Consider the following 17,648-nt stretch of genomic DNA (forward strand, 5'->3'; position numbering starts at 1 on the left):
GCCACCGAATTTCTTTGCACATACAGTTGCAATCGCAGCTGTTAAAGTTGTTTTACCATGGTCGACGTGACCAATTGTGCCCACGTTAACGTGTGGCTTATTACGTTCAAACTTAGCCTTAGCCATGAGATCTTCCTTTTTAAACTACTCATGCAGGATCACTGCATGAGCACTTGGGTTTAACTATGAATTAGTTTGGGCTTATAGTAATCGAAAGATTACTCGTCGTCACCTTTTTTACCGCCAGACTGGAACTTAGAAATGATGCCTTCAGCCACGTTACGTGGAGTTTCAGCATATTTAGCAAATTCCATAGAGTAAGTCGCACGACCTTGAGACATAGAACGCATATGAGTTGCGTAACCAAACATCTCAGCCAATGGAACTTCAGCACGAATGGCTTTAGTACCACCAGGAAGATCGTCCATACCTTGAACCATACCACGACGACGGTTTAAGTCACCCATGATATCGCCCATGTAGTCTTCTGGAGTTTCTACTTCAACTTTCATGATTGGTTCAAGCAAGATTGGATCTGCTTTCATGAAACCATCACGGAATGCGTAAGAACCTGCCATTTTGAACGATAATTCGTCAGAATCGACATCATGGTAAGAACCGTCGAACAATGTCGCTTTGATGCCCACTACTGGATAACCAGCAAGTACACCATTCTTCATACGTTCTTGGATACCCTTGTCAACCGCGCCAAAGAATTCTTTAGGTACTACACCACCTACAACTTCTTCAACGAATTCGTAGTCTTTACCAGCGTCTTCAGCAAGCGGTTCTAGACGTACGTATACGTGACCGAACTTACCTTTACCACCAGTTTGACGTACGAATTTACCTTCTTGTTCAACTGACTTTTTGATCGTTTCACGGTAAGAAACCATTGGTTTACCAATGTTGGCTTCAACACCGAATTCACGCTTCATACGGTCAACAATGATGTCAAGGTGAAGTTCACCCATACCAGCAATAATGGTTTGACCTGATTCTTCATCAGTACGTACGCGGAATGATGGATCTTCTTTCGCCAAACGACCTAAAGCAACTGACATTTTTTCTTGGTCAGCTTTAGTTTTAGGCTCAACTGCAAGTGCAATTACTGGCTCAGGGAATTCCATACGCTCTAGTGTAATTACGTGGTTTTCATCACATAATGTATCACCAGTCGTTGTGTCTTTAAGACCTACACATGCCGCGATGTCGCCCGCACGAATTTCTTCGATATCTTTACGGTCATTCGCATGCATCTGTACGATACGGCCAACACGCTCACGCTTCATTTTTACTGGGTTATAACACGGGCTACCCGCTTTAAGAACACCTGAGTAAACACGAACGAAAGTCAAGTTACCTACGAATTTGTCATTCATAATTTTGAATGCAAGTGCAGAGAACGGAGCTTCGTCAGACGCTTCACGAGAACCTTCAGATTCGTCTTTGTCGTCAAGGATACCCTTGATCGCTTCAACGTCAGTCGGTGCTGGCAAGAATTCAATTACAGCATCCAACATACGTTGAACACCTTTGTTTTTGAATGCCGAACCACAAAGCATCGGTTGAATTTCGTTTGCCAATGTACGCTTACGGATACCAGCAACGATTTCTTCTTTAGTTAGCTCTTCGCCTTCTAGGTACTTGTCCATGAGTTCTTCTGATGCTTCCGCAGCAGCTTCAACCATGTTAGTACGCCATTCTTCAGCAGTAGCAACTAAGTCAGCAGGGATGTCGCCATATTCGAATTGCATACCTTGAGATGCTTCATCCCAAATGATTGCTTTCATTTCGATCAGGTCAACAACACCCTGGAAGTTTTCTTCTGCGCCGATTGGAACAACGATTGGCACTGGATTACCGCCAAGACGTGTTTTAACTTGTTCAACTGCACGGAAGAAGTTCGCGCCAGTACGGTCCATTTTATTAACGAACGCAATACGTGGAACTTTATATTTATTTGCTTGACGCCATACCGTTTCTGACTGAGGCTGAACACCACCTACAGCACAGTAAACCATGCACGCACCGTCAAGAACACGCATAGAACGCTCAACTTCAATCGTGAAGTCAACGTGTCCCGGGGTGTCAATTACGTTAATACGGTGTTGTTCGAACTGGTTCGCCATACCTTTCCAGAAGCATGTTACAGCTGCTGAGGTAATGGTAATACCGCGTTCTTGCTCTTGTTCCATCCAGTCCGTAGTTGCCGAACCTTCGTGAGTTTCACCAAGTTTATGGCTCTCACCTGTGTAGAACAAAATACGTTCAGAAGTGGTTGTCTTACCTGCGTCAATGTGCGCAGAAATACCAATGTTACGGTAACGAGAAATTGGGGTTTGACGTGCCATGATTTCTAGCATTCCTAAATTTTGTTGTTTAAAACAGGACGCTTTAAGCTGCATAGCAACTTAAAGCGCTTTGGTGACAAAACCATGACGGTTTTAGCACTTTCCTGAATAGGGCCTGTTTTATCTGCTTAGAAACGGTAGTGAGAGAATGCTTTGTTGGCTTCAGCCATACGGTGCACATCTTCACGTTTCTTAACCGCAGCGCCTTTGCCTTCAGATGCATCAAGCAACTCGCCAGCAAGACGTAAAGCCATAGTTTTTTCAGAACGCTTAGCAGCAGCATCTACTAACCAACGCATAGCTAGGGCAGTACGACGGGATGGGCGTACTTCCATAGGTACTTGGTATGTAGCACCACCAACACGGCGTGCTTTTACTTCGACCATAGGACGAACTTTTTCAAGAGTAGTCTCGAAAAATTCAACTGGGTCTACTTTAGATTTTTCTTGAACGCGGTCTAAAGCACCGTAAACGATACTTTCAGCAATAGATTTTTTACCATCTTGCATTACGTGGTTCATGAATTTAGCGATTGTTTGGCTGCTGAACTTAGGATCCGGAAGGATTTCACGAGCAGCGACTACGCGACGTCTTGGCATTTTAAACTACCTATAAAGATGACACTTCAGGTTTATCCAGCATGAGCACAAAGTGTCATGTGCATTCGCTGGCCTTACTACACGTCGCTTGAATTTCACAAAATTAAATGCAGAAATCAGACAAGCGAGACGATAAAGGATTGCGGTTCTACGTTCTTAAAATTTAATTCTCGACGAATTATTTCTTAGGACGTTTAGTACCGTATTTAGAACGAGACTGGTTACGATCTTTAACACCAGCACAGTCTAAAGAACCACGAACGGTATGGTAACGTACACCTGGTAAGTCTTTAACACGACCACCACGGATAAGAACAACACTGTGCTCTTGCAGGTTATGGCCTTCACCACCGATGTAGCTAGAAACTTCAAAACCTGAAGTTAAGCGAACACGGCAAACTTTACGCATTGCTGAGTTAGGTTTTTTAGGTGTAGTTGTGTAAACACGTGTACAAACACCACGGCGCTGTGGACAAGCCTTCAACGCAGGAACTTTAGATTTTTCAACTAAAGTCGTACGACCCTTACGGATCAACTGATTTGTTGTTGCCATTTGGCAATTCTCCCGTTAATAAAAAGCCCCAAAAACATACTGCTTTTTGAGGGCATGCAATTGTAATTCAAGATGTAAAATTGGTCAACCTGCTCAGGTCGACCAAATATAATAACAACTATACGCTATGCTGCTATTTTCTCTCAGAATTCATTTACTTTTTCGGATTCTTCGCAGTTTTTTTTGTAACATCTTGAGCTTTAGATGTTGTTGAGGCTGTTTCAGATGCAGAATCAGGATCCTCCTGCCCCTCTAGCCCCTCATTTTCCACGGTCTCCGATTCATTTTCAGCAGTATTATCTGCTTGTATCTCTGCTTCCACGTCAGGATCAAAAGAAGTTTTGGTTAAAGCAGGCTGTTGCGATTGTTTATCTGCCACAGGTTCAACCAATTCATCACTGAGGGCATCTAGACCTTCACTGACTTTTTCATCTTTTTTCACTTCAGCTTCTTCAGAACTGAGATCATTCTTTTCTTTCTTAACCAGTTTGACCTGAGTAATTGTATCATTGCCTTCAATTGCAATATCCTGATCCAGAATTGGCTCGTCTTTTGGCGCCTCGATCGACTGAGATGAACTGTCTAATAATTTAGGTGCAGCCTGTTGCAATAAATTGACTGCTTTTTCATAGGCCGCATAGGGAGACAATTGCGAATCTTGATGCTGAATCAGATATTGTCGAGCATGTGAGAAAGCTTCTTGAGCTTTCTGATTTACATCATCAACAAAACGGTGACTATAAACTGCTCCGATTCCAGCACTTGCCAATGGTGTCAATTTCGTTAATTTTTCTAAAATAGAAATTTTTGGCAGATTGTTCACCCATTCCCATTTCGCCTCGCCTTCATGGTTGTTTAACCATTGCTTTATGGCAGTCATATCATTATCAGAACCTAGCATGGTCTGAAGCTGGGAAATATCGTGGGTTTTAATCGTATTACTCAGCGCTTTTAAGCCCAATAATAAGGTCTGCTTTTCAGCAATCAGGCCAAGGTCTAGCTGTCTAAAAATATGTTGTACGATTTCCTGATCATCTTCTTTGCTCAGGTCAAAACCATAAGAGCGACCGACCTGATAAATGGTACGTAGCGCCATTAACAAAGAAGCCGGAATATCAATCGCTGTACCAAGCACCCCAGAAGCACCGCTGATTGCACCCTGTACCGTTGCAATCCATTTGTTTTGCTCACCCAAAGCCTGTGAAATTCGTTTAGAACGATTGACATCCTGAGTCAACTCTTCCAAGTCTTTTGCTCCCGCTTCATTCAGAATGGCATCGACCGAACTGCTCTGGTTACTAAACTGGTTAAGGCGGTCATAAAAATAGTCTGATACTTTCTCCGTCAGTTCAGGAGAAACAAAATGTGCCACGTTATTGACGGTATTAAAACGGTGTCCTAGAAGTTGGCGAGATACATTTGGCAGATGTTCACGAAGCATTTGCTGTGGATTATCATATTTTTTAGCCGAAAAAACGCTTTTTGTCTTCGCCGAACCGTCAATCACCTGACCGGAATTTGACGGCTTAAGTGCTTTCGTCACCGAGTCTGGTGCAACATGATTCAATAAATCCAATCCGGTTGAACTGAACTTTTTCGCCACTCCAAAGGCATTCGAAATCAGACCATTAGATTGTTTATTATTAGCATTTACCATTTTTTACCTCAGCATTCACGTGCTTGTATTTGATATAAATACTAGGTGTAGTCAGCATTTATCTCAACTTTATTCTGTGTCATTTAGTAAAATCCCTACATGCCGACTCACAAACCCAACCGACTGTCACACGGCATAACATTTGCCATAAGATTTCAAAAGTCTTTCTGCTATCATGTTCTCCATCATGAAATAAGGCTAGAGGCCGGATTTGGCGATTTTATATAGCCCACTTTCTGCCACTGGACGTAGAGCTAAACTATAAGGATCTGTAGATGAAACGTGTTGTCATCACTGGCATGGGTATTAACTCGTGTATTGGTAATACATTAGAGGATGTAAACCATTCTTTACAAAATGGGATTTCAGGAACACGTTTTAATCCGACTTATGCTGAACTCAATTTCAAAAGCCATGTGAGTGCTGCGGCCGAACAGGATTTCGACGGTATTGACCGTAAACTCAAACGCTTTATGGGCGTATGCGCAATGTATGCCTACAATTCGGCACTTGCTGCAGTTGAACATGCCGGTTTAAAACAAGAAGATCTGGCAAATAATCCACGCTATGGTATTGCCGGTGGTTCAGGTGGTGGTTCAACTGCCTCAGTGGTTGAAATGAAAGAACTTCTAGATACCAAAGGTGCGCGTAAAATTGGTCCTTTCTTTGTACCACGCAATATGACCAACACCATTACTGCAAACGTCGGTGTCGCTTTTAAACTACAAGGCGTAGCACATACCATTACCAGTGCATGTGCAACCTCTGCCGATGCCATTGGTTATGCTTATAACCTGATCCAACTGGGCAAACAAGATTTGATGCTGGCTGGTGGCGGTGAAGAGGATCACTGGTCACAAAGCTTATTGTTTGATGCGATGGGTGCGCTTTGCTCTAAATACAACGACACGCCTGAAACTGCATCTCGTCCGTACTCTGCTGACCGTGACGGCTTCGTGATTGCCGGTGGTGGCGGTTTTGTGGTGCTTGAGTCACTTGAGCATGCACAAGCACGTGGTGCAAACATCTTGGCTGAAGTGGTGGGCTATGCGGCCAACTCGGATGGTGCAGATATGGTTGCACCAAGTGGCGAAGGGGCTACACGCTGTATCCTGATGGCACTTGAAGAAGCCAAACAACATGGTGTTGAATCGATTGATTATGTGAATACTCATGGTACATCTACACCTGCTGGTGACGTGACCGAGCTTCAAGCGATGGCACGTGCATTTGGTGAAGATAAAGTTCCACCACTGAGCTCAACCAAGTCTATGACTGGTCACAGCCTGGGTGCTGCTGGCGTTCAGGAAGCAATTTACTCGATCCTGATGATGCAAAATGACTTTATTGCTCCAAACATTAACGTGACCGAGCTGGATGAAGGCGCAAAACCATTTGATATCGTGCTTGAAAAACGTGACGCAAAATTGAATACTGTGATGAGTAACAGTTTCGGTTTCGGCGGCGTAAATGCTTGTCTCATCTTCAAAAAATGGGAAGGCTAAGCCGCCCATTTTAGGGTGACTTGATGGATGCTCCTTCTGATGCTTTCCTTTGGGTAAAAGCATTACATATTATTGCTGTGGTGTGCTGGTTCGCTGCGTTGTTCTACTTGCCACGGCTGTATGTTTACCATGCCATGAGCGAAGATGCCGTAAGCCACGCGCGTTTTCAGGTGATGGAACGCAAGCTGTATCGTGGCATCATGTGGCCTGCCATGCTGGCCACCCTCATTACAGCGCACTTTCTGGTCGATTGGGGTGATGCAACACGTCACTATCATGAAGCTTTATGGTTTTACCTGAAAGTGGGTCTGGTGGGTTTATTGGTGATTTATCATCTGGTATGTGGCCATTACCGCAAAAAACTGATGGAAAATGCCCATTACAAGTCACACAAGTTCTGGCGTTATTTTAATGAGATGCCAACCTTGATTTTATTTGCCGTGGTGATTTTAGTCGTGGTTAAACCGACTTTCTAATTCATTTGCGCAATAAAAAAATCCCCGATCAGTCGGGGATTTTTTATGTCTGAATATTTAAATCTGCACACAGCTGTCCGTTTTAAGATTCAATTCAGAAAGTTTGTGTCTTGGAAATGACTGCACTATACATAACTCTTCCTCTTTTTGAGAAAATTACCTGTATTTTGAAAACTTGATTACTTTATTTTTATTCAATTTTTAATATAATATCTTAAAAATCAAAATACTATAAAAATGAAATCAGACTCATGTACACAACAAAAAAAGAGTAATCTGGATATTTCTGAACGGACTCTTTCCTTTAGCTAACACAAAAACAAGATCATGAAAAATAAAAGGTCAATTATGCAGAACTTTTCATCCGCAGAAATTAAAACAGCCTCAACACCTGAAGCTCAAAAATTATATTCAGATGCTGTGAAAAACTTTAAAAAATTGCATGGCCCAAAGCTTAAGCTTCATCAAAAAATAAAAGCTCGCTTTCATTGGATTTTTGCTATTGGCGCGATTTATCTTGTATGGAATTCTAATAATCCACAACTGACTATTTCTGTACTTTTTCTTGGGCTGTTTACATTAAATGAAATAGAGGGTTTGTATCTATGGCTATATGCTCGAAAAACACGAAAACAATATTCCGACCAATACCTCAAGACATTTGGCAAGATCACCAAAGTTTCAAAATATGATCCCAAATTAAAGCAGCTTAATATTGAACTTAAATTTTATGATTTAAAAAATGAAACCCATAAAAGACTTTTAATATTCGCTATCCCGATTTCTTAATTTTACAACCCATAGAAGTTAAACCTGAACAACTTGTAGGTCAATCAGTTGAAGTGTGCCTTACACCTGATTTAGCTCTTATTTTACAAATACGTGCTTATCATCCCAACCCTGACGAACTGCCAATTTTCACCCATAATTTCCACAAACACCCACTGTGGCAACGGCATGAAAATTATCTACTGCACCCAAGTTATTTTTATCCAGAATCCATGTTATCGATTCATTTTATCCGCAATGAATACGCTGGAAATTTTCAGCTTGTCTTTCAAGATTTGAATCAGGATTTTAGTGTTAGCACAGCATCACCAAGTTTAGAGCAGATCGAAAATTATATTTTTGCCTCATATTCGGATTTTTTTATGAAGCATGATGCCTTACAGCCCGCTTATAGTGAATACCGACAACTTAAGTTTAGCAATGAGCCAATAAAAATCGAATTGTGGAAAAATCAGACTAAACCAATGTCAAATCAGGAAATTCAAGTCGTTGTAAAACAAAAAAAGAAACGTGTATTGGTATGGATAATCCCGTGTTTGCTCATCATCCTTTTATCATCTTTGTTTGTTTCGCCAGTAGCAAGGGTTGCATTATTTATTCTATGTATTTATACCTGTTTAATTTATTTCGAATATACATCCAATCAAAGTAAATTTTATCAGCGCTGTGTTCCTCAACTTTAATTATCTGAATGATGATTTGGCTTTTTTAGAAAATAGAGGAAGGATGATTCACAAATTATTCTGCTTACAATAAAAAAATCCCCGATCAGGCGGGGATTTTTTTGAGCTATTTCATTGTGTTTCTAATGCCGCTTTTCTCGCGGCTGCGACACGCGGCCGATACAGTACATAATAAGTTACTGCCAAAATAATCAACCATAATGGACTGATTTTTAATGCATTGAATGTATCTGGCTCCAAACTTAAAATGACCAGAGCGAAAGCCAGAAAAGTTAGTACGATATAGCTCATCCATACCCCGCCCGGCATTTTAAAGGTGGAGTTGGCATGCTGTTCAGGGCGTAATTTACGGTAGCGTAAATAACACACCATAATTAAGCTCCAAATACTAATAAACAAAATCACGCACAGTGACGTCGCTAAAGTAAAAGCTTCCAAGGTATTGGGCACGAAGTACTGCAAAGCTGCACCAGCCATAATAAAGGCACATGAGAACATTAAACCCTTGGCTGGTACAGAACGTTTCGATAGATGCGCCAAAGCGGCAGGTGCCTGTTGACCACGCGCCAATCCGAAAAGCATACGACTGGTGGAGAATACACCACTATTCATGGAAGACATGACGGATGACAAGACCACCAGATTCATGATGATCGCCGCCGCACCAATACCGGCATGCATGAATAAGCTGACAAAAGGACTTTGATCCGCAGGAATTTTAGCCCATGGAGTCACTGACATCACTACAAACAATGACAACACATAGAACAAGATAATACGCGTTGGAATTGCATTGACGGCTTTGGGTAAATTTTTCTCAGGATCTTTGGTTTCAGCTGCCATCGTACCGAGCAATTCCACACCCACAAAGGCGAATAAGGCAATCTGGAAGCCTGCCAGGAAGCCATCCGCACCTTTGGGGAACATACCACCCGACCAGACATGGCTAAAGCTTGCAGTACTGCCATCTGGTGCCTGAAACTGGTTCAACACCATAAAGCCGCCAATAAAGATCAGGCCTAAAATGGCTAAAATCTTAATCAGGGCAAACCAGAATTCAATTTCACCAAACAGTTTGACCGTCAGCAAGTTCAAACCCAGAACCAGCAATACACAGCCGACACTGATCAGTGCCTGCCCGATGGGGGTAAAGGCCACATCCTCGGGCAACCAGAAACTTAGATAATTAATAATCGCTGCTAAATCGGCAATCCCGACCAGAACCCAACCGAGCCAATAAGACCAGCCAATATAATAGGCCGCGCCCGGACCTATCAGGTCGCGCGCCATATCAATAAATGATTTGTAATGTAAATTAGCCAACAATATCTCACCCAATGCGCGCATCAGGAAAAAAAACATAAAGCCAATAATCATATAAATAAATAAAATTGAAGGGCCGGCCAAAGAGATAGTTTTACCCGATCCCATAAATAAACCGGTACCAATTGCACCACCAATGGCAATTAACTGCAGATGCCGATTGGAGAGCTTGCGTTGTAGCTCATGTTGCGACGGCGCTGCGTCATCTTTAGCGGATGTTGTATTCATGTTTAGTTCCTTTTTTTGCATCAGACCCTTGCTCATCTGATCGGATTTCTTCCTGAAATCCTGAATGCAGATGAAGTTCCATTTAAAAAGCTAAATGACCGGAGCTGATGTCCTTACAAAATTAAGTTGGGAGATATAAAAACCAAAACAACTCAAGCCTGTGCTGCAATCACTGCAATTTCAATCAGCCAGTCAGGATTGACCAGATCTGCCTGAATGGTGGCACGTGCCGGAGTTCCCTGTCCTTGCAACCAGTGAATCCAGATCTGGTTCACGGTTTGAAAATCTTCCAGATTTTTCACAAATAGTTGTGCCGACAGCAGTCGGCTTTTGTCTGTTCCTGCCAGCTTGAGCAGCTGATCAATTTTCGTCAGCACTTCCTGCGTTTGACCGCTAATATCCTGACGGGTGCTATCCGGCACCTGCCCGGATAAATACACGGTCTGGTTGTGAATGGTGACAGCACTCATGACCTGATTGCTGTTAATACGCTGGATATCGGTGTGTTCCATCATCATATGTCCTCTCAATTTCTTCCGTTATTTGGTCAATATTTAGTTTTAGCTTTCGATCCGAACCGGTACACGAGCCGTAATCGCACACATCAATTCATAGCCTACGGTTCCTGAACCGGCCGCGACCTCATCAATTGATAAAATTTCACCTTGCGAAGATTTCCCCCAAAGCACCACTTCACTCCCCACAGTCGCCTGAGGGACAGCGGTCAGATCGACGGTAAGCATATCCATACTGACCCGACCAAGAACTTGAGTCTGCACTGAATCCACCAGAACTGGTGTACCTGTTGCTGAAATGCGCTGATACCCATCGGCATATCCACATGCCACTACACCAATGCGCATCGCCTGCTCCGCAACGAAGTTAGAACCATAACCCACACTTTCATCAGCCTGAATATACTGAATCGCAATGATTTCACTGCGCAGGCTCATGCCGGGCTGCAGATTCCAGTCATCAATAGTATGGTCAGGATAGTCAGGCGAACTGCCATACAGCATGATGCCACTACGCACAATGTCGGATTGAATATAGTGATGATGGCGCAGGATGGCTGCACTATTACTGACAGAAGTTTTTCCGGCTAAAGACCCAGTGATTTGCGTGAACATTGAATATTGATAATCAATGCCGTTCTGGCCAAAGCGCTGACCATCTGCATCGGAAAAATGCGTCATATGGCTAACTGAGCGTACATTGCCCAGTGCCTGGACTTGCTTAAAAATATCCGTATATTCGTGGGCCTGAAAACCCAAACGGTTCATACCGCTGTTAAGTTTTAAGTACACATCAAATTTTGCGTCTGGATTGATCTGCTGAAACTGCGTTAACCAAGCGATTTGATGCTGGCTATGTAGACTAAAACTTAAATCTAATGCAGCACAGACGTCTAAATCGTCTACAGCAAAAATTCCTTCGAGCAGTAAAATTTTGCCCTGCCAACCGAGCGCACGCAGACGTTGCGCTTCAGCCAAATCCAGCAAGGCAAAACCATCGGCTGATTGAAATGCTGAATAGACTCGCTCAATACCATGACCATAGGCATTGGCTTTAACCACAGCATAGACTTCGGCACTGGGCGCTGCGGCTTTGGCGATCTTCAGGTTATGCTGCAATGCATCTAAGTGCACTACAGCTTGAATTGGGCGTGGCATAGCTTCTTCCTTGAAACAGCAATTTAGGCCGCGTGTGAATAACGTCCGAGTGAAAGTCCTTCAGTGCTGATTTCGGTTTTATGATTCAACACCATGTCACTGATTAACTTGCCCGAACCACAGGCCATGGTCCAACCCAGGGTGCCATGTCCAGTATTCAGGAACAGATTTTTAAAACGCGTTACACCAATAATCGGGGTACTGTCTGGGGTCATTGGACGTAAACCGGTCCAGAAACTCGCTTCTGCCAGATCCCCGCCTGGGAACAATTCCTGAGTGACCATTTCCAGAGTGGCACGGCGATTGTCTTTCAAATTGTGGTTAAATCCACTTAGTTCGGCCATGCCGCCAACACGGATCCGCTGATCAAAACGCGTAATGGCAATTTTATAGGTTTCATCCAGCACCGTAGATTGTGGTGCAAAGTTGGCATCAACAATTGGAATGGTCAGTGAATAGCCTTTGACTGGATAAACCGGCAAATCCAGATTCAAAGGTTTTAAGAAATCACGCGAATAACTACCGAATGCCAATACATATTTATCAGCCGTCAGCACTTCACCATTGACCACGACACCCTTAATTTCATCGCCTTCAATCACCAAACGCTCAACATTTTGGTTAAATTTAAACTGCACGCCCAATTCTTTGGCAACATTGGCTAAGGCATTGGTAAATAAATAACAGTCGCCTGTCTCATCATTGGGTAAATGCAAGCCGCCCACCAGTTTATCCTGGGCATGTGCTAGGGCTGGCTCAACTTTGGCCAGATCAGCGCCCAACAACAATTCATGCGGTACGCCGCATTCTCGCAATACCGCAATATCACGTTGCACCATCTCTAATTGCGCTTCGTTACGAAAGACTTGCAAAGTACCTTTAGAACGGTGCTCATAGCTGATCCCGGTTTCTTTACGCAATTCACGTAAACAGTCACGGCTATATTCAGCCACACGAGTCATACGTTCTTTGTTAATCGCATAGCTGGCTGGATTACAGTTTTTCAGCATTTGTGCCATCCAGTTCAACTGCCACATACTGCCATCTAAATTAATGGCCAAAGGTGCATGATGCTGGAACATCCATTTCACTGCTTTAAATGGAATGCCCGGTGCTGCCCATGGCGTCGAATAGCCCGGAGAAATTTGTCCGGCATTGCCAAAACTGGTTTCTTCAGCCGGCCCGGTTTGACGGTCGAGCACTTTAACTTCTGCACCCTGCTGCGCCAGATAGTAGGCACTCGCCACACCGATTACACCACTGCCTAAGACCAAAACGCGCATCTTACTACCCTCAAATTTTTCTAGTTAATTTAACTAGTATATTTTTGGATCAATAGTGAATTTAACTATATTGAGACGATATATTTAGTGAAATAAACATTTTTTTCGGGCAGAATTAAAAAAAAGAGGGAAATATTGATGCGTAAATTAGACCGCATTGATCGCATGATTCTGGCTATCTTGCAACGCGATGGCCGGATTGCCATTAGTGAGCTGGCAGCACGTGTGAACCTGTCAACCACACCCTGTTCAGAACGGGTAAAACGGTTGGAGCGCGAAGGCATTATCATGGGTTATTACGCGCGCTTAAATCCGGAACTGCTAGAACGCAATTTGCTGGTCTTTCTGGAGATTAAGCTTTCTGCAAAATCGGGTGATGTATTTGATCAGGTGGCGCGGAATCTGACCGAAATTCCAGAAGTACTGGAATGTCATTTGATTTCCGGTGACTTTGATTATCTGGTCAAGGCACGTCTCAAAGAGATGAGTGCCTATCGGCGTCTGTTAGGCGATTTGCTAAAAAAATTACCTGCTTCTGCTTCCTCACATAGTTATGTGGTCATGGAGGAAGTAAAAGAAAGTCTCTATCTGGATCTTGGCGGGTAATTATTTTTATCTTTCAACATTCAGCGCTCAAGCTGTTTCCAAAAAAATAATGCCCCAAATGGGGCATTATGGTGAACAAGATATTTAGATATTTATTTTCGACTTAAAAATCAGGCCGGAATACGCAATACCTGTCCCGGGAAAATATCATCAGCATCTTTGAGCAATGGGCGATTGGCCTCAAAGATCTTATTGTACTGATTGGCATCACCATAAAATTCTTTCGAGATTTTTGACAAGCTATCCCCCGATTTTACCGTATAGAATTTGCTTTCCGGTTCAGGGCTGCTGACCGTAAGCTGATCATCCACTTTGGCCACATGATCAATATTCCCCACCGCCAGAATAATTTTTTCACGATCGGCCTGACTTTGCACCTGACCTCTGACCGTGGCCAGATCCGAGGTTGAATTATAACTGATGGATAAACCAGTGATCGGAAGACCCAGACCTTTTACATGACCAAGTAATTTATTTGCGACTTCTTGGGCAGAAGGCTCTGCGGGCTGTGCTGCTGCGGCTGGAGTAGTATTTGCTGGTGCGGCCTGCGGCTCTGCGGCAGCTGTATTTTTCTTACCGATACCTTTTACAAAATCAAAAAGACCCATATGGAACTCCATTCTTGTCGTTAATGTCATATCACTCTTATTTTTATAATGAAAATAGCCAAGGCATAGTTAGTCATTGGTGACAGAAAGGTAATCGATTGTAAAATTTCCATTTAGGTGAAAAGCAGACACAAAAAAACCACCGAGAGGGTGGTCTTTATGCTCAGCAAAGCTGAAATCGGCGATTAACCCAGTTTCTTAGAAACATAGTCAATTGCAGATTGAACAGTTGTGATTTCGTTAGAATCTTCATCAGGAATCGTGATGTCGAAATCATTTTCGAAAGACATAACCAGTTCAACTAGATCTAGAGAATCTGCACCTAAGTCATCCATGAAAGACGCTTCGTTTTTAATCTCTTCGATTTTGATACCAAGTTGTTCTGCAACTGCTTGCTTAACACGTTGTTCGATATCGCTCACAGGAATTCTCCTCATTGCTTGTGGCGTTTTTAATGCCGTTAGTTTAATTGAATCTAAAAAATTTGGAAAGTTTATACTTGAGCTTAGCTCATGTATAAGCCCCCATTTACATGCATAACTGTACCAGTAATGTAACTGGCTTTATCCGAAGCCAAGAAACTTACGGCATTTGCGATATCTTGTGGATCACCTAAACGGTTTAATGCCACCTGCTCAGTCATCTTTTTACGAATTTCTTCGCTTAGCTGTTCCGTCATTTCAGTCGCAATAAAACCTGGTGCTACCGAGTTTACGGTAATTTGACGGCTACCCATTTCTTTGGCAAGGCTACGGCTAAATGCCTCAATACCTGCTTTGGCAGCAGAATAATTGGCCTGACCCGGGTTGGCAAAGTGTGCCACCACAGAACTGATATTGATAATGCGGCCGAAACGCGCCTTGGTCATGCCTTTGAGTACACGCTTAGACAAACGGTAAACTGCTTTCAGGTGAATATTTAAAATATCATCCCAGTCATCTTCAGACATACGCAGCAGCAAATTGTCTTTGGTAATACCTGCATTATTGACCAACGCAAGGACTGGACCATAGTTCTGTTCGATGTCCGTTACCAGCGCATCAATCGCAGCACCATCACGTACATCTAGTACTTTTCCAGCGCCATTTTCAGCAAATTCTGCCGATAATTTTTCCGCACCTGCTTCAGACGTTGCAGTACCTACGACAAAATAACCGTCTTGAATCAATTGCTGTGCGATCGCAGCACCAATACCACGACTTGCACCTGTTACCAGAGCAACTTTACGTTCCTGTGTCATGCACTTTTCCCTTCTGCCGCCAATACGGTGTTTAATGCATCTTCCAGACGAGATTGACTGTCCAGTGGAAGTGCTTTTTGAATATTCGGCAAGCGTTTCGCCAAGTTGGTCAATACATTACCCGGACCACATTCTACGATGTACTCAACACCTTCATCTTGAAGGAATTGTAAGGTTTTAGTCCATTGTACCGACTCATAAAGTTGCGCGGTCAACGCCTGACGCAATTCATCTACACTGGTTGCCGCTTGCGCGCCTACATTTTGTAATACAGGAATGCGTGGTAGCTCAATGGCGGTTTGTTCCAATGCCGGAGCAAACTGTTCAGCAGCAGGTTTCATTAATGAACAATGCGATGGAACCGATACTGGCAATGCAATGGCTTTTCCGCCGTTTTCTTTGGCCAATGCCATCACTGCTTCAACGCGATCTTTATTGCCTGCAACGACTACTTGCCCTTGCGCATTATAGTTCGCTGCTTCGACAGAGCCTTCGCCTGCTGCAGTTGCTTGTGCACACAGCTCAATCACTTTGGCATCGTCCAGACCCAAAATGGCAGCCATTGCACCCACACCCTGAGGTACAGCAGTTTGCATCAATTTGCCACGCAGGTTCACCAGCTTCGCAGCATCACCTAGGCTTAAAGCACCCGATGCGACCAGTGCGCTATATTCACCCAGTGAATGGCCTGCCAGATATTTCGGTGCTACACCGCCAGATTCCAACCACACGCGCCATAAGGCAATACTTGCAGTCAGCAATACCGGCTGGGTAAATTCAGTTTGATTTAAGTTTTCGCCAGTTTGCGCAATCTGCCACAGATCAAAACCGACGGCTTCAGATGCTTCTGCAAATGTCTCGCGAATACTCGCAAACTGTTCTGCAAGCTCAGCCAGCATACCAGCTTTTTGGGAACCCTGACCCGGAAACACAAATGCAGTTTTTGTTGCTGGCGCTGCTTGTTCGAGTGGTGTAGCAGACATAATAAAATCCTTTCATTCAAGAGGTGTGCTTCTTCAATCCTAACAAGAAGACTGACCAATAAGACCACCTAAATCATTGTGGAGCGCAATTTAGCATGTAATTTTGCTGGCGGTAATTGCCAAATACAACAAAAAACCGATACACCTAAAAATCAAAGACAAAAAAAAGGGAGCTAAATGCTCCCATTTTTTCTACTAAGCTTGACGCTTAATACATCACCAATTATTCAGCAGATGCTTTAGCGAATAATTGACGACCACGGTAGATACCATCTTTAGATACGTGGTGACGACGGTGAGTCTCGCCAGTAGCTTGGTCTACAGTTAATGCATTCTCGGTTAAAGCGTCATGTGAACGGCGCATGTCACGGCGAGAGCGACTTTTACGGTTTTGCTGAACGGCCATGATGGCTCCTTACAAAGATCGAAAAAATGGATCAGAACAAATTCGATTGTCTTATACACAAGAGTATAACACAAAAATTAGTTAAGTTTACCCTTCAGAGCTGCCAAAACATCAAACGGATTATCTCGTTTTTCTTCGACAACTTCTTCTATGGCAGGCTGATGCTTATGTTCGCAAAACTCATGTTTAGGCGACAACGGCATCAACAATAACAGTTCATCTTCTATCAGCGCGAGCAAATCAGCGGTCGCAGGTGCATCATAGTCACCTTTGGTCGTTGCTTCACTTTCACCTAGGACGATGAAATCAGCATCCTCATCCAAGCGCTCTATCAGTGACTCATCATCCACAAGTGCCAAATGGAACGATGAAACCAGTTCAATCTCTACAGTTTCCAGACAACGCTGGCATTCCATAGGAACTTTTGTTTCAACGTGACCATCTAGCCATGCAATACGATGATAGGCATCCATTGATAGCTTACAGTCTATGTTAATCAATTGATCATCAATTGATCCAACAGCTTCACGAGCGATACGAACAAAGCGGGATAAAGGCAGTTGACCTGACCATTTAAAGCCCTGTTCAGCCCATTTAAACGGCTCAATCTGTGCCGGAAAGGTATTTGCTGACATAATTAAGGCGGCAATTCTACAAATTCATCAGTACTCTGTCAAAGATT

20 protein-coding genes are annotated in these 17,648 nt (G+C 43.3%); 5 read left to right on the plus strand and 15 right to left on the minus strand.

The window, feature by feature from the left end; translation table 11 throughout:
* The 5 genes from FTU44_RS10180 to FTU44_RS10200 all read right to left on the minus strand — a co-directional run.
* Positions 1–126: GTP-binding protein (locus FTU44_RS10180; protein WP_227518531.1), on the minus strand; the 126-nt coding region annotated here is incomplete at its 3' end.
* Between the two features lie 92 nt (positions 127–218).
* Complete coding sequence (fusA, locus tag FTU44_RS10185; protein ID WP_005096016.1) at positions 219–2,354, minus strand: elongation factor G; 2,136 nt, start codon at positions 2,352–2,354, stop codon at positions 219–221.
* Positions 2,355–2,482: 128 nt separating this feature from the next.
* Positions 2,483–2,953 carry a 30S ribosomal protein S7 gene (rpsG, locus tag FTU44_RS10190; protein WP_004279240.1) on the minus strand — a complete coding sequence of 157 codons (471 nt, stop codon included), beginning with the start codon at positions 2,951–2,953 and terminating at the stop codon, positions 2,483–2,485.
* A gap of 178 nt (positions 2,954–3,131) precedes the next feature.
* Positions 3,132–3,506, minus strand: a complete 375-nt coding sequence (rpsL, locus tag FTU44_RS10195; RefSeq protein ID WP_002050319.1) for a 30S ribosomal protein S12 — start codon at positions 3,504–3,506, stop codon at positions 3,132–3,134.
* A 154-nt stretch (positions 3,507–3,660) separates the two neighbouring features.
* Positions 3,661–5,163, minus strand: a complete 1,503-nt coding sequence (locus FTU44_RS10200; RefSeq protein ID WP_100534694.1) for an EcsC family protein — start codon at positions 5,161–5,163, stop codon at positions 3,661–3,663.
* Positions 5,164–5,438: 275 nt separating this feature from the next.
* Here FTU44_RS10200 and FTU44_RS10205 point away from each other — a divergent pair, with 275 nt between their 5' ends.
* The 4 genes from FTU44_RS10205 to FTU44_RS10220 all read left to right on the plus strand — a co-directional run bounded on the left by FTU44_RS10205 (position 5,439) and on the right by FTU44_RS10220 (position 8,616).
* Entirely contained in the window at positions 5,439–6,668 is a 1,230-nt protein-coding gene (locus FTU44_RS10205) for a beta-ketoacyl synthase N-terminal-like domain-containing protein (protein ID WP_005096011.1), read from the plus strand.
* 23 nt (positions 6,669–6,691) lie between these two features.
* On the plus strand, positions 6,692–7,144 hold the full coding sequence (gene hemJ, locus FTU44_RS10210) for a protoporphyrinogen oxidase HemJ (protein ID WP_100328923.1): 453 nt from the start codon (positions 6,692–6,694) through the stop codon (positions 7,142–7,144).
* 348 nt (positions 7,145–7,492) lie between these two features.
* Positions 7,493–7,933 carry a hypothetical protein gene (locus FTU44_RS10215; RefSeq protein WP_180050550.1) on the plus strand — a complete coding sequence of 147 codons (441 nt, stop codon included), beginning with the start codon at positions 7,493–7,495 and terminating at the stop codon, positions 7,931–7,933.
* 53 nt (positions 7,934–7,986) lie between these two features.
* Positions 7,987–8,616: a hypothetical protein gene (locus tag FTU44_RS10220; RefSeq protein WP_180050552.1), complete on the plus strand. Its 630-nt coding sequence runs from the start codon at positions 7,987–7,989 to the stop codon at positions 8,614–8,616.
* 111 nt (positions 8,617–8,727) lie between these two features.
* Here FTU44_RS10220 and FTU44_RS10225 read toward each other — a convergent pair whose 3' ends face one another.
* The 4 genes from FTU44_RS10225 to FTU44_RS10240 all read right to left on the minus strand — a co-directional run bounded on the left by FTU44_RS10225 (position 8,728) and on the right by FTU44_RS10240 (position 13,123).
* Positions 8,728–10,167 (minus strand): amino acid permease, encoded by a 1,440-nt coding sequence (locus FTU44_RS10225; protein WP_180050555.1) that lies wholly within the window; start codon positions 10,165–10,167, stop codon positions 8,728–8,730.
* Between the two features lie 152 nt (positions 10,168–10,319).
* Positions 10,320–10,682 carry a RidA family protein gene (locus tag FTU44_RS10230; protein ID WP_159138579.1) on the minus strand — a complete coding sequence of 121 codons (363 nt, stop codon included), beginning with the start codon at positions 10,680–10,682 and terminating at the stop codon, positions 10,320–10,322.
* A gap of 45 nt (positions 10,683–10,727) precedes the next feature.
* The gene (gene alr, locus FTU44_RS10235; RefSeq protein WP_180050557.1) at positions 10,728–11,840 is read right to left on the minus strand and encodes an alanine racemase; all 1,113 of its coding nucleotides are present in this window, start codon (positions 11,838–11,840) and stop codon (positions 10,728–10,730) included.
* A 23-nt stretch (positions 11,841–11,863) separates the two neighbouring features.
* Positions 11,864–13,123: a D-amino acid dehydrogenase gene (locus FTU44_RS10240; RefSeq protein ID WP_100328927.1), complete on the minus strand. Its 1,260-nt coding sequence runs from the start codon at positions 13,121–13,123 to the stop codon at positions 11,864–11,866.
* A 138-nt stretch (positions 13,124–13,261) separates the two neighbouring features.
* Between FTU44_RS10240 and FTU44_RS10245 the strand changes: the two genes are divergently transcribed.
* On the plus strand, positions 13,262–13,729 hold the full coding sequence (locus FTU44_RS10245; RefSeq protein ID WP_180050560.1) for an Lrp/AsnC ligand binding domain-containing protein: 468 nt from the start codon (positions 13,262–13,264) through the stop codon (positions 13,727–13,729).
* Positions 13,730–13,839: 110 nt separating this feature from the next.
* Here the strand turns inward: FTU44_RS10245 and lysM are convergent, their stop codons facing one another.
* The 6 genes from lysM to FTU44_RS10275 all read right to left on the minus strand — a co-directional run bounded on the left by lysM (position 13,840) and on the right by FTU44_RS10275 (position 17,601).
* Positions 13,840–14,337: a peptidoglycan-binding protein LysM gene (lysM, locus tag FTU44_RS10250; RefSeq protein WP_005095992.1), complete on the minus strand. Its 498-nt coding sequence runs from the start codon at positions 14,335–14,337 to the stop codon at positions 13,840–13,842.
* A gap of 185 nt (positions 14,338–14,522) precedes the next feature.
* Positions 14,523–14,759, minus strand: coding sequence for an acyl carrier protein (gene acpP, locus FTU44_RS10255; protein WP_004646101.1), 237 nt, complete (start codon positions 14,757–14,759; stop codon positions 14,523–14,525).
* A gap of 83 nt (positions 14,760–14,842) precedes the next feature.
* Entirely contained in the window at positions 14,843–15,577 is a 735-nt protein-coding gene (gene fabG, locus FTU44_RS10260; protein ID WP_004646100.1) for a 3-oxoacyl-ACP reductase FabG, read from the minus strand.
* Entirely contained in the window at positions 15,574–16,560 is a 987-nt protein-coding gene (fabD, locus tag FTU44_RS10265) for an ACP S-malonyltransferase (protein WP_180050563.1), read from the minus strand. The genes fabG and fabD overlap by 4 nt, the downstream gene beginning before the upstream one ends.
* Positions 16,561–16,783: 223 nt before the next feature.
* Positions 16,784–16,966 carry a 50S ribosomal protein L32 gene (gene rpmF, locus FTU44_RS10270; protein ID WP_004279227.1) on the minus strand — a complete coding sequence of 61 codons (183 nt, stop codon included), beginning with the start codon at positions 16,964–16,966 and terminating at the stop codon, positions 16,784–16,786.
* A gap of 77 nt (positions 16,967–17,043) precedes the next feature.
* Complete coding sequence (locus FTU44_RS10275) at positions 17,044–17,601, minus strand: DUF177 domain-containing protein (protein WP_005095985.1); 558 nt, start codon at positions 17,599–17,601, stop codon at positions 17,044–17,046.
* Between the last annotated feature and the right edge of the window lie 47 nt (positions 17,602–17,648).

This window comes from Acinetobacter sp. YH12105 (genome assembly GCF_013419095.1).
Classification (GTDB): Bacteria; Pseudomonadota; Gammaproteobacteria; order Pseudomonadales; family Moraxellaceae; genus Acinetobacter; species Acinetobacter pseudolwoffii.

What these genes read in the sequence shown, in the direction of transcription:
- fusA (WP_005096016.1), bottom strand. Translation starts at nt 2,354, where the DNA reads ATGGCACGTCAAACCCCAATTTCTCGTTACCGTAACATTGGTATTTCT.
- rpsG (WP_004279240.1), bottom strand. Translation starts at nt 2,953, where the DNA reads ATGCCAAGACGTCGCGTAGTCGCTGCTCGTGAAATCCTTCCGGATCCT.
- rpsL (WP_002050319.1), bottom strand. Translation starts at nt 3,506, where the DNA reads ATGGCAACAACAAATCAGTTGATCCGTAAGGGTCGTACGACTTTAGTT.
- FTU44_RS10200 (WP_100534694.1), bottom strand. Translation starts at nt 5,163, where the DNA reads ATGGTAAATGCTAATAATAAACAATCTAATGGTCTGATTTCGAATGCC.
- FTU44_RS10205 (WP_005096011.1), top strand. Translation starts at nt 5,439, where the DNA reads ATGAAACGTGTTGTCATCACTGGCATGGGTATTAACTCGTGTATTGGT.
- hemJ (WP_100328923.1), top strand. Translation starts at nt 6,692, where the DNA reads ATGGATGCTCCTTCTGATGCTTTCCTTTGGGTAAAAGCATTACATATT.
- FTU44_RS10215 (WP_180050550.1), top strand. Translation starts at nt 7,493, where the DNA reads ATGCAGAACTTTTCATCCGCAGAAATTAAAACAGCCTCAACACCTGAA.
- FTU44_RS10225 (WP_180050555.1), bottom strand. Translation starts at nt 10,167, where the DNA reads ATGAATACAACATCCGCTAAAGATGACGCAGCGCCGTCGCAACATGAG.
- FTU44_RS10230 (WP_159138579.1), bottom strand. Translation starts at nt 10,682, where the DNA reads ATGATGGAACACACCGATATCCAGCGTATTAACAGCAATCAGGTCATG.
- alr (WP_180050557.1), bottom strand. Translation starts at nt 11,840, where the DNA reads ATGCCACGCCCAATTCAAGCTGTAGTGCACTTAGATGCATTGCAGCAT.
- FTU44_RS10240 (WP_100328927.1), bottom strand. Translation starts at nt 13,123, where the DNA reads ATGCGCGTTTTGGTCTTAGGCAGTGGTGTAATCGGTGTGGCGAGTGCC.
- FTU44_RS10245 (WP_180050560.1), top strand. Translation starts at nt 13,262, where the DNA reads ATGCGTAAATTAGACCGCATTGATCGCATGATTCTGGCTATCTTGCAA.
- lysM (WP_005095992.1), bottom strand. Translation starts at nt 14,337, where the DNA reads ATGGGTCTTTTTGATTTTGTAAAAGGTATCGGTAAGAAAAATACAGCT.
- fabG (WP_004646100.1), bottom strand. Translation starts at nt 15,577, where the DNA reads ATGACACAGGAACGTAAAGTTGCTCTGGTAACAGGTGCAAGTCGTGGT.
- fabD (WP_180050563.1), bottom strand. Translation starts at nt 16,560, where the DNA reads ATGTCTGCTACACCACTCGAACAAGCAGCGCCAGCAACAAAAACTGCA.
- rpmF (WP_004279227.1), bottom strand. Translation starts at nt 16,966, where the DNA reads ATGGCCGTTCAGCAAAACCGTAAAAGTCGCTCTCGCCGTGACATGCGC.
- FTU44_RS10275 (WP_005095985.1), bottom strand. Translation starts at nt 17,601, where the DNA reads ATGTCAGCAAATACCTTTCCGGCACAGATTGAGCCGTTTAAATGGGCT.